Source organism: Pseudoselenomonas ruminantium (assembly GCF_900113715.1).
GTDB lineage: Bacteria > Bacillota > Negativicutes > Selenomonadales > Selenomonadaceae > Selenomonas_A > Selenomonas_A caprae.
In genome coordinates, this window is sequence record NZ_FOQK01000030.1 from 15,555 (window position 1) to 37,802 (window position 22,248).

General features: G+C 55.1%; 18 protein-coding genes, 15 tRNA genes and 2 rRNA genes. 5 read left to right on the forward strand and 30 right to left on the reverse strand.

Annotated features, from left to right (window positions below):
• Positions 1-51: 51 nt before the first annotated feature.
• From BM181_RS13035 to BM181_RS13070, 8 genes are all read right to left on the reverse strand, one after another.
• Positions 52-918, reverse strand: a complete 867-nt coding sequence (locus tag BM181_RS13035; RefSeq protein WP_075445580.1) for a CoB--CoM heterodisulfide reductase iron-sulfur subunit B family protein — start codon at positions 916-918, stop codon at positions 52-54.
• Positions 919-920: 2 nt separating this feature from the next.
• On the reverse strand, positions 921-1,877 hold the full coding sequence (locus BM181_RS13040; RefSeq protein ID WP_075445581.1) for a succinate dehydrogenase/fumarate reductase iron-sulfur subunit: 957 nt from the start codon (positions 1,875-1,877) through the stop codon (positions 921-923).
• 2 nt (positions 1,878-1,879) lie between these two features.
• Positions 1,880-3,736 carry an FAD-binding protein gene (locus tag BM181_RS13045; RefSeq protein ID WP_075445582.1) on the reverse strand — a complete coding sequence of 619 codons (1,857 nt, stop codon included), beginning with the start codon at positions 3,734-3,736 and terminating at the stop codon, positions 1,880-1,882.
• A 188-nt stretch (positions 3,737-3,924) separates the two neighbouring features.
• The gene (locus BM181_RS13050) at positions 3,925-4,830 is read right to left on the reverse strand and encodes a LysR family transcriptional regulator (protein ID WP_075445583.1); all 906 of its coding nucleotides are present in this window, start codon (positions 4,828-4,830) and stop codon (positions 3,925-3,927) included.
• Positions 4,827-5,387 carry an HD domain-containing protein gene (locus tag BM181_RS13055; RefSeq protein WP_075445584.1) on the reverse strand — a complete coding sequence of 187 codons (561 nt, stop codon included), beginning with the start codon at positions 5,385-5,387 and terminating at the stop codon, positions 4,827-4,829. Before BM181_RS13055 ends, BM181_RS13050 begins: the two co-directional genes overlap by 4 nt.
• A 90-nt stretch (positions 5,388-5,477) precedes the next feature.
• Complete coding sequence (locus BM181_RS13060; RefSeq protein WP_256211389.1) at positions 5,478-5,909, reverse strand: PaaI family thioesterase; 432 nt, start codon at positions 5,907-5,909, stop codon at positions 5,478-5,480.
• Between the two features lie 81 nt (positions 5,910-5,990).
• Positions 5,991-8,405 (reverse strand): glycyl radical protein, encoded by a 2,415-nt coding sequence (locus BM181_RS13065; protein ID WP_075445585.1) that lies wholly within the window; start codon positions 8,403-8,405, stop codon positions 5,991-5,993.
• Positions 8,406-8,438: 33 nt separating this feature from the next.
• The gene (locus BM181_RS13070) at positions 8,439-9,113 is read right to left on the reverse strand and encodes a transaldolase family protein (RefSeq protein WP_075445586.1); all 675 of its coding nucleotides are present in this window, start codon (positions 9,111-9,113) and stop codon (positions 8,439-8,441) included.
• Positions 9,114-9,297: 184 nt separating this feature from the next.
• On the opposite strand from BM181_RS13070, the gene BM181_RS13075 reads away from it, so the two are divergent.
• Entirely contained in the window at positions 9,298-10,095 is a 798-nt protein-coding gene (locus BM181_RS13075) for a glycyl-radical enzyme activating protein (protein ID WP_075445587.1), read from the forward strand.
• An 810-nt stretch (positions 10,096-10,905) separates the two neighbouring features.
• Here BM181_RS13075 and BM181_RS13080 read toward each other — a convergent pair.
• Positions 10,906-13,050: a metal-transporting ATPase gene (locus tag BM181_RS13080; protein ID WP_075445588.1), complete on the reverse strand. Its 2,145-nt coding sequence runs from the start codon at positions 13,048-13,050 to the stop codon at positions 10,906-10,908.
• A 156-nt stretch (positions 13,051-13,206) separates the two neighbouring features.
• Here BM181_RS13080 and BM181_RS13085 point away from each other — a divergent pair, with 156 nt between their 5' ends.
• The 3 genes from BM181_RS13085 to BM181_RS13095 all read left to right on the forward strand — a co-directional run bounded on the left by BM181_RS13085 (position 13,207) and on the right by BM181_RS13095 (position 15,706).
• Positions 13,207-13,701 (forward strand): DNA-deoxyinosine glycosylase, encoded by a 495-nt coding sequence (locus BM181_RS13085; protein WP_075445589.1) that lies wholly within the window; start codon positions 13,207-13,209, stop codon positions 13,699-13,701.
• Positions 13,702-14,014: 313 nt separating this feature from the next.
• On the forward strand, positions 14,015-15,325 hold the full coding sequence (locus BM181_RS13090; protein ID WP_143092205.1) for an ammonium transporter: 1,311 nt from the start codon (positions 14,015-14,017) through the stop codon (positions 15,323-15,325).
• Positions 15,326-15,334: 9 nt separating this feature from the next.
• Complete coding sequence (locus BM181_RS13095) at positions 15,335-15,706, forward strand: P-II family nitrogen regulator (protein WP_075445590.1); 372 nt, start codon at positions 15,335-15,337, stop codon at positions 15,704-15,706.
• 69 nt (positions 15,707-15,775) lie between these two features.
• Here BM181_RS13095 and BM181_RS13100 read toward each other — a convergent pair whose 3' ends face one another.
• On the reverse strand, positions 15,776-16,531 hold the full coding sequence (locus BM181_RS13100) for an HAD hydrolase family protein (protein WP_075445591.1): 756 nt from the start codon (positions 16,529-16,531) through the stop codon (positions 15,776-15,778).
• A 30-nt stretch (positions 16,532-16,561) separates the two neighbouring features.
• Positions 16,562-16,822: a hypothetical protein gene (locus BM181_RS13105; RefSeq protein ID WP_143092206.1), complete on the reverse strand. Its 261-nt coding sequence runs from the start codon at positions 16,820-16,822 to the stop codon at positions 16,562-16,564.
• A gap of 187 nt (positions 16,823-17,009) precedes the next feature.
• On the opposite strand from BM181_RS13105, the gene BM181_RS13110 reads away from it, so the two are divergent.
• Positions 17,010-17,480, forward strand: a complete 471-nt coding sequence (locus BM181_RS13110; protein ID WP_075445593.1) for a hypothetical protein — start codon at positions 17,010-17,012, stop codon at positions 17,478-17,480.
• Positions 17,481-17,520: 40 nt separating this feature from the next.
• On the opposite strand, the gene BM181_RS13115 is transcribed toward BM181_RS13110, so the two are convergent.
• The 19 genes from BM181_RS13115 to rrf (BM181_RS13205) form a co-directional block, all read right to left on the reverse strand.
• The gene (locus tag BM181_RS13115; protein ID WP_075445594.1) at positions 17,521-18,645 is read right to left on the reverse strand and encodes a DUF362 domain-containing protein; all 1,125 of its coding nucleotides are present in this window, start codon (positions 18,643-18,645) and stop codon (positions 17,521-17,523) included.
• A 309-nt stretch (positions 18,646-18,954) separates the two neighbouring features.
• Positions 18,955-20,280, reverse strand: coding sequence for a lipase family protein (locus BM181_RS13120; protein WP_075445595.1), 1,326 nt, complete (start codon positions 20,278-20,280; stop codon positions 18,955-18,957).
• Positions 20,281-20,344: 64 nt separating this feature from the next.
• A tRNA-Leu gene (locus BM181_RS13125) sits at positions 20,345-20,430 on the reverse strand.
• A gap of 7 nt (positions 20,431-20,437) precedes the next feature.
• Positions 20,438-20,524: transfer RNA gene (locus BM181_RS13130), tRNA-Leu, on the reverse strand.
• Positions 20,525-20,557: 33 nt separating this feature from the next.
• A tRNA-Leu gene (locus tag BM181_RS13135) sits at positions 20,558-20,643 on the reverse strand.
• Positions 20,644-20,665: 22 nt separating this feature from the next.
• Positions 20,666-20,752 (reverse strand) — tRNA-Leu (locus tag BM181_RS13140).
• 35 nt (positions 20,753-20,787) lie between these two features.
• A tRNA-Leu gene (locus tag BM181_RS13145) sits at positions 20,788-20,876 on the reverse strand.
• Positions 20,877-20,893: 17 nt separating this feature from the next.
• A tRNA-Gly gene (locus BM181_RS13150) sits at positions 20,894-20,967 on the reverse strand.
• Between the two features lie 12 nt (positions 20,968-20,979).
• Positions 20,980-21,055 (reverse strand) — tRNA-Thr (locus tag BM181_RS13155).
• Between the two features lie 9 nt (positions 21,056-21,064).
• A tRNA-Phe gene (locus tag BM181_RS13160) sits at positions 21,065-21,140 on the reverse strand.
• 53 nt (positions 21,141-21,193) lie between these two features.
• A tRNA-Asp gene (locus BM181_RS13165) sits at positions 21,194-21,270 on the reverse strand.
• Between the two features lie 6 nt (positions 21,271-21,276).
• Positions 21,277-21,352: transfer RNA gene (locus BM181_RS13170), tRNA-Val, on the reverse strand.
• Between the two features lie 6 nt (positions 21,353-21,358).
• Positions 21,359-21,434: transfer RNA gene (locus tag BM181_RS13175), tRNA-Lys, on the reverse strand.
• Between the two features lie 9 nt (positions 21,435-21,443).
• Positions 21,444-21,518 (reverse strand) — tRNA-Glu (locus BM181_RS13180).
• Positions 21,519-21,545: 27 nt separating this feature from the next.
• Positions 21,546-21,621 (reverse strand) — tRNA-Lys (locus tag BM181_RS13185).
• A gap of 5 nt (positions 21,622-21,626) precedes the next feature.
• Positions 21,627-21,703 (reverse strand) — tRNA-Gln (locus tag BM181_RS13190).
• 23 nt (positions 21,704-21,726) lie between these two features.
• Positions 21,727-21,802, reverse strand: a tRNA-Asn gene (locus tag BM181_RS13195).
• Between the two features lie 5 nt (positions 21,803-21,807).
• Positions 21,808-21,924 (reverse strand): 5S ribosomal RNA (gene rrf, locus BM181_RS13200).
• Positions 21,925-21,929: 5 nt separating this feature from the next.
• Positions 21,930-22,046, reverse strand: a 5S ribosomal RNA gene (gene rrf / locus BM181_RS13205).
• Positions 22,047-22,248: the final 202 nt, after the last annotated feature.

The window sequence follows — 22,248 nt, forward strand, 5'->3', positions numbered from 1 at the left end:
TTTGCGTTGTGATGTGTGTTTATATAATTTAGGAAAGGGTACGTTGATTCATCAGCCCAGTTTGAGCTTTTCCTGTGCCGAGACGTGACGGTCAAAGCCGACCTCGGCTTTCGTCATGCCCAGTGCCAGGCCGACGAGCTGCTGCAGGTGGAGGATAGGAACCTCAGCCTGCGAGTGGACGGCCTCACGGCCCTCCGGCTCGTACATATCGAGCTGCATCTGGCAGAGCGGGCACGGCGTAACGATAGCGCCAGCACCAGCCTGATCGGCACTGTCGACAATCTGGCCCGTAGCCACGAGCACATCGTGCTCAGCCGCCAGCTGGGCATGGAAGCCGCAGCACTTGCGGTTTGCACTGAACCATACCGGCTCAGCACCGAGCTTGCGGATCAGGCGCTCCAGATACTCTGGATGCTTGCCGTCGCCATGGTCCATGACCTCCTGCGGACGCAGGATATGGCAGCCATAGTACCCGGCAACTTTATAGCCATTGAGCGGGTTCGTGATCTTGCCATCGAGGATCTCCGGATGATCGTCGAGGATCCAGAGGAAGTGCGTGACCTGGCTCGTGCCTTTGTATTCATACGGATGACCGGAATCCTTGAGGATCTTGTTGACCTTCTCGCGGAGCTTCTCATCCTTGTCGAGACGGGCTTTAGCCGTACGCAGCTGCAGCGTGCAGGTGTTGCAGACGGTCATGATGTCTAGGCCCATATGCTCGGCAATCGAGATGTTGCGCGCGTTGACAGCCAGTGCTGCCAGATCATTGACACCCTGTGCGTGCGACGCACCACAGCAGGTCCAGTTCGGGATTTCTTCTACTTCGATGCCGAGCTTCTCGCAGACTTTCTTCAGGGACGTATAAGCCTCAGCTGCAGCGCCTTCAAGGACGCAGCCCGGGAATAATGCGTACTTCATAGTCAGTTCTCCTCCTTCGCTGCCGCTTCCGCATTCTTGACGACCTTGCGGATGGTTTCAATCTCTTTGTTGACCGGATGGCTGTCGAGCGGATTCATCTTGCCGACACGCATGAGACGCAGGGCCATCGGTGCACGCAGACCAGCGGCGAAGAAGCCCTCCGACTTGATGTTGAGCTTCGACTCGTCAAGCGTACCGGACTCGCTGATATCGTCATAGATTGCCTTGGCATGGCGGGCACCGACGTTGTCATCGAGGCCCATCTTGAACGTAGCTTCCTTGAGCTTCTCGATGGCACCAGCCGGATCGAGGCCCTTCGGGCATTTTGCCGTGCACTCCTGGCAGTTGAAGCAGCGCCAGAGACCAGCATCGACAACAGCTTTGAGATGTTCCTTCGGATCTTTGTCACGGGAATCCTGCGTGATTTTCGCAGCCTTGACGAAAACGAAGGGATCGAGGAAGTCATCCTGGCTCAGTGCATTCTTGTTGCACTCGGATACGCAGGAGCCGCAGAGGATGCAGCCGGCGAGTTTCTTGTATTTGTTGAAATCCTCCGGCGACTGTTTGCAGCCCTTCTCCGCCGAGAACTCATCCTTCGGATGTACCGTCGGGTTGATTTTCTTGATGCGGGCATATTTCGGATCCCAGTCGACGATGAGATCGCGGATAACGCGGAAGTTACCCAGCGGCTCAATGGTAAGCTCGTCGGTATCGTAACGCTTCATGAGATTCTCGACGAGAATCTCGCAGGCCAGCTCCGCGTTGCCATTGACGCGGACAGAGCAGGCACCGCAGATGGACGAACGGCAGGAGCAGGTAAACGAAAGAGTCGGGTCCTGATGCTCTTTGATCTGCGTCAGTGCCTCAAGTACCGTCATGCCGACCGTAACCGGAAGCGTGTAATCCTGTACCCATTTTTTCCCCTCAACGAAGCGATGGATTCTAAGCTTTACGTCCATGATCAATACTTCCTTTCTTTCGGCTGATATTTCGTGATAACGACATCTTTATACTCGGCACGATATTCGCCCGTCTTCTGATCTTTGAAGATAAGCGTATGTTTGAGGAAGTTCTTGTCATCACGTTTCGGATAGTCACGACGGGAATGACCGCCACGGCTCTCTTTGCGAGCCAGTGCGCCCTGTACGATGGCATGGGAGATCTGCAGCAGGTTGCCGAGCTCGACGTACTGCTCAAAAGCCGTATTATAGACATGCGAGCTGTCGCCGACATAGCAATGCTTATACTCTTCCTCAAGAGCCTTGAGCTCCTGCGTTGCCTGGTTCAGCTGGTCTTCCTGCCGGAATACGCCAGCTTTGTACCACATCGTGTTGACCATGGCATCACGGATCTCCGGTACGGTCTTGCCGCAGCCTTCCGGACGGTTCGTGACTTCTTCGAATTTATCTTTCCATTTCTGGCAATCCTGAGCGAGTTTGTCCTGGCTGCCAGCATAATTATGATCTTTTGCGTAAGCTGCTGCACCATCGCCAGCCGTATGGCCGAAGACGAGTACCTCAGACAGGGAGTTTGCGCCGAGGCGGTTTGCACCATGTACCGATACGCAGCTGCACTCACCAGCGACATAGATGCCCGGTACGCGCGACTCGCCCGTATGGAAGTCAGCCATCTCAAGGCCGCCCATGGAATAGTGGCAGGTCGGTGCAATAGGAACCGGTTCTTTCGTGATATCGACACCGGCGAAGCGTTTGGAAAGGTCAGCAACCTGTCCCAGACGCTCGCGGATACGCTCGGCCGGGATGACCGTGAAGTCCATGTAGACGCCGGCATGGATGCCTTCGCCGATACCGCGGCCTTCCTCGATCTCCGTAGCGATAGCACGCGCTACGATATCACGCGTTGCCAGCTCCATCTTCTCCGGTGCATATTTAGCCATGAAGCGCTCGCCATTCTTGTTCTTGAGCTGCGCGCCCTCGGCACGGCTGGACTCGGAAAGCAGGACACCATTAGCCGAAAGGCCCGTCGGATGGAACTGCACCATCTCGGGATCTTTGAACGGGATACCAGCATTCATGCCGGCCACGATGCCGTCACCCGTGGAGCTGTACGGATTGGACGTACGGATCCAGTAGACACGGCCATAGCCGCCCGTCGCGATGATGACAGCCTTAGCCGGAACGCCGATGAGATTGCCTGTGCGCATATCCATAGCGATAACGCCGTTGAGCTGGTCGTTCTTCTCGCCGCCCATGCTGATCTCAAGCATCTGGCACTCGGAGATGAAATCAATGCCTTTGTCCAGGCACTGCTCGAACAGCGTGTGCACCATTGCATGGCCAGCGCGGTCCTCGAAGTAGGAAGCACGTGCATGCGAATGGCCGCCCATCTTGCGCTGATGGAAGCAGCCATCCTTCTGCCGGTTGAAGGGATAACCCATATAGTCAAGCTCGTAAATATTAGCACCAGCACGTTCCGCAAAGTATTCCACGGCATCCTGATCGCAGAGATAGTCGCCGCCCTTGATGGTATCGAATACATGCGATTCGACCGTATCTGCCGTGTCCGTAACCGCCGTGACACCATTCATTCCGCCCTGGGCCATCGTCGAGGCCGAACGCGTCGGAATGAGCTTCGTCATGACCGCGACCTTGAGATTCTTGTTCTCAGCCGCAGCCAATGCTGCACGCATGCCTGCACCACCGCTGCCGATAATCAGGACATCATACGTGACCTCACCTCTCTGGACCTTTTCCGGAATGTTCTTGCCATTCCACGTGAAGTAAGAGCCAGCTGCCAGTACGACACCGGCTGCTGCCGCGCCTTTTATGAAGGTACGACGTGAAATCTCCTTCGACATAATTTTCCCCTCCTAAAGCTTCCCTTAATACACAACAAAGGATAAAAATCCATTAACTAAAGTTATTTTACATAAAAAAAAGCTATCGGGGAAATACATGCTGCTTATATTCGTTATTCAAAAAAACAATAGCAATAAAAAAAGGGCTGTGAAGTACACAGCCTCTAGCATTTTCCTTATTGATATTGTCAACGTTTAAGCAGCGCAATGAATGACTTCGCCGCATGCGACAGATGCTGATTACGCCCATAAGCCGCCACGAGGTGCCGCTCTTCCACCTGCTCCTCAAGCTCAAAGAAAAACGGTGCCTTACGCCAATGCCAACCACGCACGAGCATATCGGTCACGAGCGTGATGCCGAGTCCCGCCGTGCAAAGTTCCGCCGCATCGATGATGCTGTTGGCCTCAAAGACCACATCAGGCTCGCACTGGGTCTGCTGGCAGAGTTCGCTGAAGATCCGCGACATGCGCCGCGTGCTCTGCAGCCGGATGAAGGGTTCCTTATGCAGGCGCGCAAAGGACAAGGTCGGATACGGCAATACCTGCTTGCTGCCATATTTCTTCGCAAGTGGATGATCCATTGGCACTGCCAGCAGGGTCCGCTCCTTGAGCAACGGGATTGCCGCAAAGCTCGCATCAGGCAGCGGCTCGTAGAGCAGAGCAAAATCAACGTTTCCTGCCAGCACATCCTCCTTGAGCTCCTGCAGGCTGTGTTCGCATACCTGCAAGTGGATGCCCGGATAGCTGCGATGGAAGTCGATGATGGGCTGGGTCAGATAGCAGGACGAGCGCGTGCGCGAACTGCCGATGCAGAGATGCCCCGTGCGCAGCTCCGAAAGGTCCGCGGTCTCCTTGATGATCTCCTGCTTGAGCCGCTGGATGCGCCGCGCCTTGTCCACGTAGACCTCGCCGGCCGGCGTCAGCTGCAGCGGCGTCTGGCTGCGGTCAAAGAGATGCTCGCCCAGCTCGGTTTCGATTTTCTTGATGCACTGTGACAACGACGGCTGTGAAACATAAAGGTGTTTGGCCGCCGCCGAGAACGTACCATCCTCAGCTACCTGCAGCACACTGCGCCATTCATGTTCGTCAATCAAAGGCCAAGCTCCTCCCTGTGCGCCATCATACCATCGATGCAGCACTGCATGACCGCTCCCGGCTCCATGCCCAGCATGTCGATGCCCTGCTTGATGATGTCGCGGCTGCACTTAGCCGCAAAGCGCTTATCCTTGAATTTCTTCTTGAGTGATTTCAGCTCCATGCCCGCCATCTTCTCGGGACGCATGAGTGCATAGGCCTGCACGATGCCCGTGAGCTCATCGACGGCAAACAAGCTCTTGGCGATATCCGTCGACGGCTCGACTTCATCGGTCGTGATTCCCCAGCCATGGGCGATGATTGTCTGGATATCCTCCTCCTCGACATCCTCAGCCGCTAGCAGCTCCCGCACATGGTGGCAATGCTCATCGGGATACTTTTCGTAATCCACATCATGCAGATAGCCGACAGCCTCCCAATGCTCTTTGTCAGCACCAAAGTGATCTGCCATCGCCCCCATCGCCGCACTCACAGCTGCTGCGTGCGTAAAGAGATGTTCCTCGGTCGTATGCTTGGCCAGAATCTCCTTGGCCCTGGCTAAAGTAAGCTTACTCATGCAATCCCCTCCCAACTATTCATCAACACACATCTAAAAAATATTATACCGTCTCTGCCGGCCAAGCGTCAAACCTGACGCCACACCGCCTTATTCCTCGACAAGCCCCAGCACATAGAACGTACCATGCCCCTTGGCAAACAGTTTTCCATCGGCATTGCGGATATCACTCTCAAGCGTCATCGTGTGCCGGCCATCGTGGAGTACAGCCCCTGTAGCGATCAGCCGCGTTGTCATCGGCACGGAATGCATGAAATCCATACTGAGATTCATCGTGACGACTTTCTTGTTATGGGCGAGCGCTGCCGCGCCCATGGCCGTATCAGCCAGTGACATCAGCACGCCGCCGTGGATGATGCCATAGAGATTCGTATGCTCAGCCTCGACGGTCAGCTCCAGCTGCACACCACCATCAGCAGTCGGCACAACCTCGGCCTGCAGATACTCCACAAATGGATTCTTATGATAAAAATCGACGATAAACTGCTGTGTCTTCGTCAGATTCGTCTGTTCCTGTTTCACATGATCGCATCCTTTGGTGTTTTGTTTTTCATTATAACACAAAGCCTTCCCCAGCGGTAAATGCCAGGGAAGGCTTTGCTTTCAGACGGCCTGCTCCGTACGGCCGATGATGTCATCCTGCGTAGCCTTGGACAGTACATGGAAAAAGGCACTGTAGCCAGCAACGCGGACAATCAGATCCTTATGTTTTTCCGGATGCGCCTGTGCATCGAGCAGCGTTTCACGCGAAACAATATTATACTGCACATGATAGCCGTGCAACCGATTGAAGAACGTCTTTATGATCATCATGAGTTTCTGCTTGTTGGTATCGTTGTCAAGCATCGCCGGCGTCATCTTCTGGTTCAGCAGCACGCCGCCCGTGATCTTGGCGGTCGGCAGCTTGGCTACGGATTTGAATACCGCCGTCGGACCATGGCGGTCGGCATTGTGCTCCGGCGAGCACCCCTCCGCCAGCGGCGCCTTGGCCTTGCGCCCGTTGGGCGTAGCCATCGTGCCCAGCCCCTGGCCGACATTGGCCGAAATCGATGACGTGCCGCCATAGCGGATGCCGCCAATCGGGCCGCGTCCATAGCGCGTCGTGCGGTATTTCTTGATCTCGTCGAGATAGCAGTCATAGGCCGCCACGACCAAGCCATCGACATAGTCGTCATCATTGCCGTATTTAGGCGCGTCCTCCTGCAGCATGGCCTGGATGCGCTGGTTCTCCGGTGCCGTGAAATCATCGAGCAGGGCATCCCAGAGCTGCTGCGGCGTCAAGCGTTTCTCCTCGAAGACGAGCTTCTTGATAGCCGCCAGCGAGTCAGCCATGTCAGCGATGCCAACCTGCAAACCCGAAATGAAATCATAGATTGCACCGCCCTCCTTGATGGTCTTGCCACGGCCAATGCAATCATCGGTCAGTGCCGAGCAGAGGATATCCGGCACATCGCGTTCCGAAGCACAGTCAATGGCATTTTCGACGATGACGCTGTAGCGCGTCATCTGGCGGATAGTCTTGTCCCAGGCCGCAAACAGCTCTTCGTAGCTCTTCATAGCTGTAAAGTGACCGAAATCCTCCGTAAAACGGCGGCCAGTCGTGAGGTCAATGCCACCATTCATCGCACAGAGCAGCAGACGTGGAAAGTTCAGATAGCTCATGCCCGTGCAGCGATACCCCCACTTGCCTGGCACAGCAGTCTCCACGCAGCCAATCGCGCTGTAATCATAAGCATCCTCTGGCTTCACGCCCCAGTTGATGAAAGACGGAATGATGATTTCATCATTATTGAAAGCCGGCATGCCAAAGCCGAGTTTCATCACCTCGATGCAGCGGTCAAAGAATTCCGGATTGATATTCTTATGATAGCGTACCGTAAGGTTCGGCTGGGTCAGCCGTGTCTGGGCAATCGATTGCAGGACGACAAAGGAAAAGTCATTGACTGCATCCTGCCCGTCCGGCGTCTGTCCGCCAATCGTAACATTCTGATACATGGGACTGCCAGCAGATGAGAGCGTATGCGCCTGCGAGCGCACTTTCTGCACCGTCAGTGTCTTGATCCAAAGACAGCTCAAAAGCTCCAATGCTGCTTCCTTCGTGATTGCTCCCGCACGCAAATCCCGCAGATAATACGGCGCAATATACTGATCAAAACGGCCATAGGAAAGCGAGTGACCATTCGACTCGATCTGCAAAATCAGCTGGATAAACCAGACTGCCTGCACCGCCTCAGAAAAACTTCCCGCCGGCTCATACGGTACCTTGGCGCAGATACGCGCCATCTCCTGTAGCTCAGCACGGCGCTGTCCGTCTTGTTCTACCGCCGCCATTTTCTCAGCCAAGGCTGCATAACGCCGGGCAAAATTGCGCACGGCTTCCAGCACGATCAGTACCGCCTTATAGAATACGTATTTGTCTACACTCTTAGGCTCTGTAAGGTCAAGGGCTGCCTTGGCCGCGCGCGTACGCGCCGCATAGCCCCGCAGGCCCTCCTTGAGGATGCGCGGATAATTGACGGCCAGATGCGCATCGCCAGCATTGAGTTTCCCCTCCATGCCGAAAAGCCCTGTTTCCATGAAAACCGCGACCTCATCGGGCAGCAGTGCCCCGCCGCGGGCCCGCAGCGTGTTGTTCTCCCAGAATGGCGCAATCTGCCGCAGCTGGGCCTTGGTCTGCTCCGTGATATAGAACACATCGCCATCGCGCTGCTCGAACTTGTCGAGCTCATCGATGACAAAGCCCATCGTATACTCAGGGAAGATTGGCGCATTGCAGTTCTTCGTCGCCTGATTGCCCGCCAGCAGCGTCTTGTCTTCGATATAGATGGTCATCTTTTCCAGGATATGCGCGAGCATCAGCGCGCGGCGCATGACCGGCGGCTGCTCGCGATGCTTCTGATAGACCTCTGTCACCAGCAACGCGCGCTCGGCATCGATATACGGCTTTTCATCCAGCACTTCCTCGCGGAACGCCTGCATGCGCGGCGTCAGCTTGCCAAAGAGTTTCGTATTTTCCATAGCAGCCTGCACTCCTTCCGTCAGCGCCTATGCTTACAATCTGCTCATGGCCGTCTGGCCCGTGAGCTGCGTGAAATCCTCGACAAACGCATCGACAGCTGCATCGATGGCAGGATTCTTCACCAGCCCCTCGATGACGGCAGGAGCAGCCGTCGCCGCTCCGACACCGCGGCGGCAAAGCCGCAGCAGCTGCTCGGAGTTCTTGAAGCTGGCGGCCAGTATCTTGGCCGGCAGCTGATTCTTCTCGAAGATGTCCTGTATCGTCTCAGCCACGGCGATGCCGTCATAGCCGAAGTTATCGATGCGGTTGATGTAGGGCGCAGTATAGGCGGCACCTGCCTTGGCAGCCAGGAATGCCTGCAGCGGCGTATAGATAGCCGTCCCCGTCGTCGGTATCCCGAGCCCTTTGAGCTGGCGCATCGCCTTGAAGCCTTCGGGCACACAGGGAATCTTGACATATGTGTTGCCTGGCAGCTCTGACACGATACGCTTGGCATCTTCGACCATGCCCGCAGCATCCTTGGCCACAGCCTGCACATGCAGCTGGGCCTGCTCACCGATCAGCGCGCGGATTTCCTTGAGCAGGACAAAAGGGGGCCGCCCGGCCTTCGCCAAGATCGATGGATTCGTCGTGACACCATCCACCGGATAATATTCATAGATATGTTCGATTGCCTTGAGGTCGGCATCATCAATCAAAAGTTCCATGGTCCAGCATCCTTTCCTATGGTCAGCTTTTCTCGTAATACGATGACTTTCATTTGTAAGTATTATGACATATCACTATCGTACAGTCAAGTCGAAACTATATATGCTTACGAATGAAATATTTTCCTTGTTTCCACTTCCTGCTTCATGCTAAAATAAGAAACAACACAAAGGAGGATGCACCATGGCAGAATCATCATCCGCAGCCCAAGCGTTGCGCGGCCTTATCTTCAATATCCAGAAATTCAGCACCAACGACGGGCCCGGCGTCCGCACGACGGTTTTCTTCAAAGGCTGTCCCCTGCGCTGCCGCTGGTGCGCCAACCCTGAAAGCCAGTCTTTCGCCCCCGAAGTGCTATACCAAGCCAAGACTGGCAAGTCCGAAACGACGGGAACCTGGCGCACGATTGACGAGGTCCTCGCCGTCTGCCTGCAGGATCTACCCTTCTACGAAGAAAGCGGTGGCGGCGTGACCCTGTCAGGCGGCGAAGTCCTCAGCCAGCCAGACTTTGCCGTTGCCCTGCTGCAGGCCCTGCACGAAAATGGCATCCATACGGCCATCGAGACCTCGGGCTTCGCCCAGCCTGCAGTCTTCCAGCAGGTTGCCCCCCTGGCCGGCCTGCTGCTCTTTGATATGAAACACTGGGACAGCGAACGGCATCTTGGGGGTACCGGCGTTACCAACGAGCTGCCCCTTGCCAATATGCGCGCGGCCATCGCCGGAGGACTCGATGTGCTGCCCCGCATCCCCATAATCCCAGGGTTCAATGACACCATAGACGATGCCCATGGCTTTGCCCGCCGTCTGCACGAAGCCGGCGCCCGCCGCTGCCAGCTGCTCCCCTTCCATCCCTACGGCGAAAACAAATACCAGGAACTCGGCCGCCCCTATGAATACACAAGCCAAAAAGCCCTGCGCCCCGAGGCCCTGCAGCCACTTATCCAAGTCCTGCAAGAAGAGGGGATCGATGCTTTTCTTTAAACCAACAACAAATTGCAATTTGTAAATTACCGTGTTTTTATTCGAGGAAAGCCGCGCCGCCGGGCAGGGGAGTACCAACGCTTCACTTAGATGCTTTGCTAAAAATATTTTTTACCTTTAACTAAGCATTGAAAAAGTTCCCAAACGCGCTGCGCTTGAACGGTGTGAATTTTTCAACGGAATGTGTAGGCAAAAAATATTTTCTTCACGCAAACCATCAATGTTACGCTTATGGTACTCCCCTGCCCGGCGGCTTCGTTTCAGCAATAGTCCAAATGAATCTCAACCTGCTAATACGTTAGTGCGTATCATTCTGTGCCTAGGACAGTCGCTCCAGATAGAAAGAAGCACTACCCCGTTCGCCCCTATCATCCGCATGAGCAGGTTTGTACGAACCGTTTCTCTAGTAACAAGCACATCGATGTAATTCGTAACCTATTGCCGGAACAAAGCAGGCTTATCCAAACGTAGCAGAGGGCGGGGGCGGGTACACTTTCTTCGCAGCGGGAGCGATTTGCCCGAACGCAGTGAGAGATGGCCCGCAGCACGTACTTCCTAGAACGATTCGATGTATTGGCGTGCCGCTGGCCTGCCCGGCACATGTATCTAAGTACGTACTAAAGCAGCCGCGCGGGTCATTTAGCGGAAGCGGAGAAAAAGTGCACCCGCCCCCACCCAAGCTGAGCTGTAACGAGTTTGTTTTAACCACGTACGGACAGATAAACTGCAATATAAAAAAGACCGCCAACCAGGCAACGTTCATACATGCGCGTTGCCTGGCTGGCGGTCTTTTTATTTCAGGACATATCCTCAGATAAACACTTCGCAGTCGTCTTCGACCTTCTTGCAGTTCTCACGAACCTGCTCCATGACGGCCTGCGGTTCATATCCTTCCTCAAACTCCACTTTCATCTTGAGTGCCATGAAGTTGACCACTGCCGACTTGATTCCCGGCGTATTCTTGGCGGCCTCCTCCATGAGGTTGGCGCAGTTGGCACAGTCGACATCAATCTTATAGGTTTTCATCGTTTCACTTTCCTTTCTGGTTTTCTGATCCTCAAGTCTATCCTTCGGCAGTATCATGGCTCGCATCGCATTGAGCACCGCGAGAATCATGACACCCACGTCAGCAAAGATGGCCGCCCACATATTGGCGATACCGACAGCACCGAGCAGCAGCACGAGTACCTTGATGCCGATCGAGCCCCAGATATTCTGCCGCACGATGCGCATGGTCTTGCGGGCAAGGCGCTGGGCCTTGGCAATCTGCAGCGGATTGTCATCCATGAGCACGACATCTGCCGCCGCGATGGCCGCGTCTGAGCCCATCGCTCCCATGGCGATACCGACATCGGCCCGCGACAGCACGGGCGCATCATTGATGCCATCCCCCACGAAAGCCAGCTTGCCACCGCGGCCGCCAGCTTCGCCTGCGGCCAGCATTTCCTCGACCTTGGCCACCTTGTCAGCTGGCAGAAGTTCGCTATACACATGGTCGATTCCCAGCCGGCCGGCCACCTCAGCGGCTACCTTGCCAGCATCACCGGTCAGCATGACGGTCCTGCCGATGCCATTATCACGCAGTGCCGCGATTGCTGCCGCCGCATCCTCTTTGACCACATCCGAAATGACGATATGGCCCGCATATGCGCCATCGATGGCAACATGCACCGTCGTGCCTATGCGGTGGCAATCGTGCCAGTCCGCGCCTAAAGCCGCCATCATGCGGCTATTGCCGACGCAGACCGAATGGCCGTTGACGCGCGCCCGCACGCCATGACCGGCGATCTCCTCGATATCTTCGACCGCACAGCCATCGGCTTCGTCCCTATACGCCGCCTTGAGAGATGCCGCGATTGGATGCGTCGAGAAGCGCTCGACATGCGCAGCCAGATGCAGCAGCTGCCGTTCATCCAGCTTTTCTGGATGGACCGCCGTTACGGCAAACACGCCCTTAGTCAGGGTACCAGTCTTGTCAAAGACCACCGTATCCACCTCGGCCAAGGCCTCAAGATAGTTCGAACCTTTGATCAGCACGCCCTGGCGGCTGGCCCCGCCAAGCCCGGCAAAGAAACTCAACGGAATGCTGATAACCAATGCACAGGGACAGCTGATGACCAGGAAGGTCAAGGCACGATAGAACCATGTCCCCCATGCTGGTGCATTGCCGAGCAGCAGCTGTACCAGCGGCGGCAAAGCAGCCAATGCTAACGCTGCATAGACAACGATAGGCGTATAGACACGCGCAAAACGGGCAATAAAGGCTTCCGAGCGCGACTTGCGCGAGCTGGCATCCTCGACAAGCGCCAGAATCTTCGAAGCTGTCGACTCCTCAAACGCCTTGGTCGTACGGATCTTCAGAAGCCCGTTCTTATTGATGCAGCCGCTGATGACTGCATCCCCGGGGGCAACATCCCGCGGCAGGCTTTCGCCTGTCAAGGCCACGGTATCCAGGCTCGACGTGCCTGCAAGGACGACGCCATCGATAGGCACCTTCTCCCCCGGCTGGACGACGATCACCGTGCCGACTTCCACTTCATCAGGATCGACCTTCGTCAGTTGCCCATTCCCGCCCTCGATGTTGGCATAGTCTGGCCGGATATCCATCAGGGCACTGATGTCTCGCCGGCTGCGGCCGACCGCATAGCTCTGGAACCATTCGCCAACCTGATAGAAGAGCATGACGGCGATGCCCTCCGTATAGTCGCCATCCTCATAGACCGCCAATGCCATCGCACCGATTGTCGCGATCCCCATGAGCAGGCTCTCATCAAAGGCCTGCCGGTTCCGCAGTCCCTTGAAGGCCTTGGCCAGTACATCATAGCCCACCACCAGATATGGCACCAGATAGGCCGCAAAGCGTGGCATTCCCGCCAGCGGCGCATAGGCCAGAGCTGCCAGCATGGCCGCTGCCACTACAATGCGGATCAGATTCCGTCGCTGCTTTTTATTCATTCCACTCACCTCAATCAGTTTTATTAATATATGAACAATAATTCATTTGTTGATTCAATTATAGCAAAAAAAACGTCAGTGTCAAGCCTTTTTCCTGCATTCCTTTTTCCCAGCAGCAATGCTAGAATAGAAGAAACGACCTCAGGAGGGACTACCATGAACTGTACCGGCTTTCCGCCCAGCATCGACAAGAACTGCCATACCTTGATATTAGGCTCCATGCCCGGCGTCACTTCGCTCCAGCAGCAGCAATACTACGCCCATCCCCAGAACCGCTTCTGGCCGCTGATGGCGCGCTTGCTCAATGAGCCTGCGGCACCGGCAGATTACCAGCAGCGCTTGCAGATGCTGCTGAGCCATCATATTGCGCTCTGGGATGCCATCGGCAGCTGCGAACGCACAGGCAGCCTTGATTCTGCCATAAAGAATGTGCAGGGCAATGATTTCACTGCCCTGCTGCAGGAATATCCACGCATCAGGACCATCTGCTGCAATGGCGGCAAATCCGCCCAGACCTTCCAGCGCTATAACAAGGAGCTTCTGCACCGCACGGATATCGCCTTCCACTTCCTGCCCTCGACGAGCCCTGCCAATGCCCGCTGGCGCATGGATATGCTTGCAGATGCCTGGAGCCAGGCCATCCATCCGTGAGCCGCACCTGTCCGTTTTCTGTATCCTTGTATACATCAATCCACGATATTGACAGGTCAATGACGACTGACTATAATAAAAGCCATCAACAGATACGAGGCAACGATGCCCCGCAGGATCAAGGTACCGGATCCTGCGGGGCTTTTCTGTCCTTTTACCTGTTGGTGGTCTGTCAAATATCATAAAAATGCATGCTGGCCCACGCCGGCATGCAGCCAGAGACAAAGGCGTCTCACAGCTCTCACGCTGGAGCTGTGCGGCGTCTTTTTTGCTTTTCGCTATCATCTTTTTCATTCAGAAAGGACTGATTTCCATGATTGATACGGGAGATACGGCCTGGGTCCTCATCAGTGCAGCCCTGGTCTTCATCATGACCCCTGGACTTGCCTTCTTCTACGGTGGCATGGTCCGCAGCAAGAACGTACTGACGACGATCATGCAGAGTTTCTTCATCGTCGCCATGATTTCCGTCGAATGGGTGCTCATCGGCTATGCCATGACCTTCGGCACTGACATCAACGGCTTCATCGGCAGCCTCGACAAGATTGGCCTGGCCGGTGTCGGCATGAATGTCCTCGAGAACGGCACGATTCCCGAGCTGGCCTTCGTCGCTTTCCAGTGCATGTTCGCCGTCATCACACCGGCACTTATCACCGGTGCATTCGCAGAGCGCATGAAGTTCGCTGCCTTTGCTGTCTTCATCCTGCTCTGGGCCATCCTCATCTACAACCCGATGGCTCACTGGGTATGGGGTGGCGGCTTCCTCGCCGAACTCGGTGCTCTTGACTTCGCTGGTGGTCTTGTCATCCATATCCTCTCCGGTGTCTCCGGCCTCACGCTCTGCATCCTCTTAGGCAAACGCAAGGGCTATGGCCGCACCGCCATGATCCCGCACAACCTGCCGATGACCGTTCTCGGTGCTACGCTGCTCTGGTTCGGCTGGTTCGGCTTCAACGCCGGCAGTGCCCTCGGGGCCAATGCCCTCGCGGCCAATGCCTTTGTCACGTCTCAGGCTGCTGCCGCTGCTGCTACGGTTTCCTGGGTGCTCGTCGAATGGAGATTCAATGGCAAGCCGACCATCCTCGGCGCTGCCTCGGGCTGCGTCGCTGGTCTCGTCGCCATCACGCCGGCAGCTGGCTTCGTTGCGCCGCTGCCATCGGTCATCATCGGTCTTGTCGGCGGTGTTGTCTGCTTCTTCGCCGTCGCCGTCCTCAAGGAAAAACTCGGCTATGACGATGCGCTTGATGCCTTTGGCGTCCATGGTATCGGCGGTACCTGGGGTGCTGTTGCCACTGGTCTCTGGGCCACGACTGAAATCAATCCAGACGGTGCCAACGGCCTGCTCTACGGCGATTCCCATCTGTTCATCGCCCAGCTGATCTCGATTGTCGTCGCCTATGCACTGGCTGTTGCCGGTACCTATGTCCTCTACAAAGTCGTCGCCTCCTTCATGGAAACGCGTGCTTCGGAAGCCGAGGAACTCACGGGGCTCGACATCGTCGAACACGGCGAGCGCGGCTATGGCCGTTCGGTCATGGCTGGCAGCCCGATGCTCGGCAGCTTTGAGGATTCGAGTGAGATGCTCGCCAATACGGTCATGAACATCAACACGCAGAAAGGCTAAGGTGACATCATGAAAATTACCAAGATTGAAATCATCACCCGTTCCAGCAAGCTTGATGATCTGATGCAGGCCCTCAATGAGATCGGCGTCCTCGGCATGACCGTCAGCCAGGTATTCGGCTGCGGCCTGCAGAAAGGCCACGAGGAAGTCTACCGCGGCAAGAAATACGACATCAACCTTGTCCCGAAGATAAAGATCGAAACGGTCATCTGTGAAGTACCGGTCGAGAAAGTCCTCGACACTGCCCAGAAGGTGCTGCGTACCGGCAGCTACGGCGATGGCAAGATCTTCGTCACGGAGCTGTCCGATGCCGTCCGCATCCGCACGGGCCAGCGCGGAGCAGATGCCATCAAGGATATCCCAGGCGAACATAAAGAATGATTCCTGAATGAAAAAGAACCGGCAGCCAAAGCAAGATGCTTATGGCTGCCGGTTCTTTTCTGTTATCCATCACATATTCGCCAGCAGCATCGCACCCACTGTCGGATATACTTTGCTTGCGGCTTCATGCATGAAAGGCTTGGCCGTCGCCACAGTGAAGCCCGCGAACCGCTCGATCATCGGCAGATCGTTCTTGTCATCGCCGATGACCAGCAGCTCACTGCCCTGCCAGCCACTGTCAGCCAGCATCTGCTGCAGGCCCCAGCCCTTGTCCGCTTCGACGGCATTGATGTCAAGATAGCTGCGGTTGATATTGCCGCCCAGGCTCGGATAAACTGTCCGTATCGCATCGCATACCTGCTGTGCTTCCGCAGGCGTTGCCAGCTTGATGCTGAGCTGCACGACATCCGGCAGCGCCAGTGCCTCGGCCGTCGTGATTGGCGGCACCAGCCCGGCCGGGATGTCCGGGTTCGGACGGATACTGCGCACGCTGCGAGCCGTAAAGACCAGCAGCGAATGGCTTTCCTCCTGCATGATCGGCATAGCGAGCACACCCTGCAGGACCTCCGGCGCAATAGCCTGGCAATGTATCATCTTCCCTGCGCCATCAACGGAAACAGCGCCATTGTTGCAGACGAGGAAATCCGGCTGCCAGTCCGCATACCGTGCCAAGGCCTCGCGGATAAGCGTGAGCCCCCGTCCCGTCGCAATGCCGAATTTATGGCCAGCGGCCTGCCAGGCCTTGATGGCCTTGATGTTCTCGGCCGGAATCGGTTCGCCGATGGGACATAGCGTCCCATCAAAATCTGTTGCTGCAATCTTCATCTGCTTCCACCTGTACTTTTCTCTGCCGTGTCAACCCTCGTCTGAAAAACGCCGCCGGAAAAGCTCCGACTCCTTGCCCTTGCCCGTGAACAGCAACGAGCACATCTCCTCGATCGACAGCTTGTCCACATCAGCTATCTCGATGACCAAGGTCGCCGCCTGCGTATGCATGCTGCCCACTGGCAGGCACAGATACTTTTCGGGAATCCCTGCGGCCTGGCCTTGATAGTCCTTTACTTCGACTTCCTGCTCAGCTGGCAGGATTGCTGCTAGTTCTGATAATACAATCATGTTTTCCCCATTCTTTCCTGGCATATCAGCCCATAGTTATATAATATAATTCGCCATCCTGCAGTAAAATTCCTGCCTCTTATTTCATTCAGTTCATTCGCATATTCATCGGATTCATGCTATAATAGAAATAATAATATTTCGTATCTCAAATAGCCCCTGCGGCTCCAAGGAAGGAGGTTTTCCCATGATCATGAAGAAAAAACCTACACTCCGCAACTGCGAGGAATGCGGCAAGGTGTTCGTCGACAATACTGGCAATCTGACGGTCTGCTCCAAATGCTATGAAAAGCAGCGCGAGGATGAGAAAATCGTCATCGAATACGTCCGTGAACACCCTCATTCGACCATCAAGAAAATCTGTAAGGAAACGGGGGCTACCTTCAAGCTCGTTTCTACCATGGTACAGCGGGGCCAGTTCTTCGCCAACGGCGGGCAGGTCCTCTATCCCTGCAGCCGCTGCCGGAAGCCCATATCCCATGGTCTTTATTGCCCAGAGTGTGCCGCACTGCTCAACAAGGCAATCCGCAATTCGAACGAGATCGCAAAATCGCGTGAGCGCATGAAAGAACTCAGCAAGGAGCTCGGTACTTCCAAGCGCACCAAAGGCCATCGGCTCCACTGGATGGATGTGCGCGACAAGAACAAGGACAAATGAGCACAAAAACAGCCTCCTGGCGAGGCTGTTTTTTTCATGCTTATTTCAATGTCACCAGCTCATACTCCCGCGTGCCGATGCCGATCTTCTCGCCATGCTCCAAGGTTTCTTTCCAATGCACATTCGGGTTGCTGTCCAGGAAGACATCATGGTGATGATGCCAATCCGGCTGTGCCAGATGATCGCCCAGCTGGCTGTTGGCAATCGGCGTCGCCTTCTGGCAGGCATCTACACAGGCCTGGTCAAGCGCAATCGGGTCGAAGGACGCAAACATGCCGATATTCGGCAGGATAGCCGCATCGTTCTCGCCATGGCAGTCACAGTTCGGAGAAATATCCATGGCCAGATTGATATGGAAGCACGGACGATCCTGTACGACAGCCTGTGCATACTCTGCCATCTTCTTGTCGAGCAGATCCCCGGCATCCCACTGCTCATTGCGGATAGCCGAGAAACTGCACGCCCCGATGCAGCGGCCGCAGCCCTTGCAGAGCTCCGGATCGATATGCGCCTTGCCCGTAGCGAAGCTGATGGCATCAGAACCACATTCCTTGGCGCACTTATGGCAGTTGCGGCAACGGTCTTCATTCACAACGCATTTGCCCGAGGAATGCTGCTCCATCTTGCCGGCCCGGCTGCCACAGCCCATGCCGATATTCTTGATGGCACCGCCAAAGCCCGTCATCTCATGGCCCTTGAAATGGGCCAGGCTGATGAACACGTCGGCATCCATCACCGCCCGGCCGATCTTGGCCGCCTTGACGATCTCACCGTTCTTCACCGGTACCTCAACATCATCCGTGCCCTTGAGACCATCGCCGATGATGATCTGGCAGCCCGTCGTCGTCGGATTGAAGCCGTTGAGATTCGCACAGTCCATATGCTCCAGTGCATGCTTGCGGCTGCCCGGATAAAGCGTATTGCAGTCCGTAAGGAAGGGGACACCGCCTTGCTCCTTGACGATGTCTGCAATGACCTTTGCATACTGCGGACGCAGGAAAGCCATATTGCCCAGTTCGCCGAAATGCATCTTGATGGCGACAAACTTGCCTTCCATGTCAATCTCCCTGATTCCTGCCGCCAGGCAGAGTGTCTTGAGCTTCGTCAGGATGCTCTGACCAACCTGCACGCGGAAATCCGTAAAATACACCTTTGCTTTCTCCATGAATCTGCTCCTCCTGAAATAACATACACCAAATGAACAATGACTACTAACAGAAAATAACCACCAGCGGCTTTCTCGTCACCACTGGCGGCTATTTTCATGATGTAATTCTTTTTCCATGTACAATCTCCCATGGGGTTCTTACCGGCCCATCGGAATCTCCTCCCTTTTGTTATTGACATGCCGGCCGCTCGCGGGAAGCTCTGAACTTCTTCCTTTGAGCTTACTTATACTATAACCGATAGCGGCCTGAATGTCAATAGAGTTTTCAGATTCTTTTATGTATTCTGCATACTATATCAATCAGCCTCAATGCAGATAAAGATCCCGCTGTGCTGCGGCCCTGTATTGGAGATACCCAGCCACCTCGATTGGCGTGAGGCCGTGGGTCGTTGCACTCACCGACTGCATGGTCAAGAGATTCCCCTGACTGTCATACAGCTCCTCCTCCAGTGACAGGCGGAACGCATAGCGTTCCTCACGGATGCGCTTGGCTTGCAGCCGTTCCAGCAAGATGTAGCGGCAGCCAGCTTGTTCTGCCAGTGCCTGCCAGCTGGCAAACGTGCCAGCCTGCTGCGCTGGCGCAAATACCACCGGCGCATAGCTCATCTGCAGCATCCGGCGCATGACACGCTGCATATACGGCTGATCTGCAACGATATGGTCATCGACCTCAAATTGGACCGGAGGCACATAAAGGCCGCCATCCAGCTGCTTGGCCTGGCCAGCCAGCACCGCTGATGGGTTCTCCTCAAAGGGATAGGTATCCTGATAATTGCGCAGGGCCTGGTCAAGGTAAACGACCATATCATGGGCAAACCGCTCGGAGTTATGGTTCTTCTCCCAAGTGACACGCTGGCCAAACTGTACAAAGCCCCCCGATAGCGATTGCAGCACGCTCTTGACCGGATCCCCATCGATGACTACCCGCGTCAGGTTCATCTTATGCTCATAGGCGCGCGCAAAAGCATGATTTCCTACGGCCGGCGCACCAAAGGTCACGACCTGCAGCTGCTCTGGCCGCACCCCCATATCAGCCAGCCGCGCAGCCGTCAAGGTAGCCACGGCCCCCCCGAGGCTATGGCCCGTCAGATAGAGTACTGCCTTGGGATTTTCCCTGAGCAGGCCTGCAATGACCTCGCCAGCGGTCGCATCACCAAAGGCAGGCAGCTTTTTCTGGAACAAGGCCACGCGTGTGTAATCGTTGAAGCCTTGATGTACCAGCGGATCTGCCCCGCTGTGCCCGCCTTCCGTTGCTGCCGCTTGGAAGGCATCGGGATTGTTGCCAGCAAAATATACGCGAGAAAGACGCAGATCGACCTCCGCGTCTTTCAGACGCTCTGTGCCCGGAAAGACCAGGATATACATCTCCGTCTGGTCTGGCAGCTCACGCGAGGCCAGATAGAACCTGCCCTCTGCTATGCTGTTGATGTTTTCCTGCGACTCGAACGTCCAGCCGATCCCCTGCAGCCACTGGCGGGTCAGGATATTCATCTCATCGCTGTACGAAGCCATCGAGATCAGGCTTGTCGCCAGATAGAGATCCGCACGCCCGACCTCCGCTGCTCTGGCCACCAGTCCCGGCAGGCAGAAATACACCAGCATGACTAGCCCGATAACACGCTTCCACCACATACTATCCACCTCTTTCCAGATATACAAGAAAAGCCCAGACAACTGTCTGAGCTTACAATCCAAATGGTGCGGTCGATGGGACTTGAACCCATACGTCTTGTGAACACTACCCCCTCAAAGTAGCGCGTCTGCCAATTCCGCCACGACCGCGAGAACATGGTGCGGATGAGAGGACTTGAACCTCCACGATATCACTACCACTAGTACCTGAAACTAGCGCGTCTGCCGATTCCGCCACATCCGCATGATATGTAATTAGAAAACACATGAAAGAAAATGGTGCGGTTGATGGGACTTGAACCCATACGTCTTGTGAACACTACCCCCTCAAAGTAGCGCGTCTGCCAATTCCGCCACAACCGCATATAATCAATGTGTCAATATATGGTGCGGACGAGAGGACTTGAACCTCCACGATGTCACCACCACTAGTACCTGAAACTAGCGCGTCTGCCGATTCCGCCACGTCCGCATAATAACTATTTGATTGTTGTGTAACTAAAATGGTGGTGCCGAGGACCGGAATCGAACCGGTACGGTTGTCTCCAACCGACGGATTTTAAGTCCGTTGCGTCTGCCAGTTCCGCCACCCCGGCAGTAACATTATCTAAATTGGAGCGGGTGATGGGAATCGAACCCACGTGATCAGCTTGGAAGGCTGGAGCTCTACCATTGAGCTACACCCGCATAAAAAGCAAGTGGAGCTGGCGAGAGGAATTGAACCCCCAACCTGCTGATTACAAGTCAGCTGCTCTACCAATTGAGCTACACCAGCTTGAAAAAATGGTGCCTCCGAGCGGAATCGAACCACTGACACGGGGATTTTCAGTCCCCTGCTCTACCAACTGAGCTACAGAGGCATTTTCACAAGTTGCTTATATATAGATAACACCTTACGGTGTTATAATCAAAATGGCGACCCGAAGGGGACTTGAACCCCTGACCTCCGCCGTGACAGGGCGGCATTCTAACCAACTAAACTACCGGGCCGTAATATGGTGGGCGATAACAGGATCGAACTGCTGACATCTTGCTTGTAAGGCAAGCGCTCTCCCAGCTGAGCTAATCGCCCATGAAATGGTGACCCACCACGGAATCGAACCGTGAACCTACTGATTAAGAGTCAGTTGCTCTGCCAGTTGAGCTAGTGAGTCATGATGAAATGGTGACGCGTATGGGATTCGAACCCATGAAGCCGCCGTGAAAGGGCGGTGTCTTAACCGCTTGACCAACGCGCCAATACAATCAAGTGGATATCTAAAAAATGGTGGCTCACCCGGGATTCGAACCCGGGACACCCTGATTAAAAGTCAGGTGCTCTACCAACTGAGCTAGTGAACCGTATCTGGCTGGGGTAGCTGGACTCGAACCAGCGGATGCGGGAGTCAAAGTCCCGTGCCTTAACCGACTTGGCTATACCCCAATCACCCCAGGGTATTAACAAAATGGCTCCTCGAGCAGGATTCGAACCTGCGACAGCCTGATTAACAGTCAGGTGCTCTACCGACTGAGCTATCGAGGAATCACAACCGGCAATTTCCTATCCTCCCAGCCCGTCTCCAGGCAAGTACTTTCGGCCTCTGCATGCTTAACTACTTTGTTCGGTATGGGAACAGGTGGAACCATGCAGGCAACATCACCGGATATAAAACTGGCAACTCCCTATCCTCCCAGTCCGTCTCCAGACAAGTACTTTCGGCGTATATGTGCTTAACTACTGTGTTCGGTATGGGAACAGGTGGAACCACATAGCCAGCGTCACCAGATATTTGATTGAATGAACCATGTCCACTCAAAACTATACAGAAGAATGTCGAACATTTTAGTTCTTAGCGGTCAACGTCAGCCAATCATCTGCGCCTTGCAGGCTTGATTCTTGGGACGTTTTCGCATACGGCCTGTTATCCAATCATTTTTCGCTTACGCTCAAATTCTTGGACAGGCCAGTAAAGTTAAGCCCTCGACTTA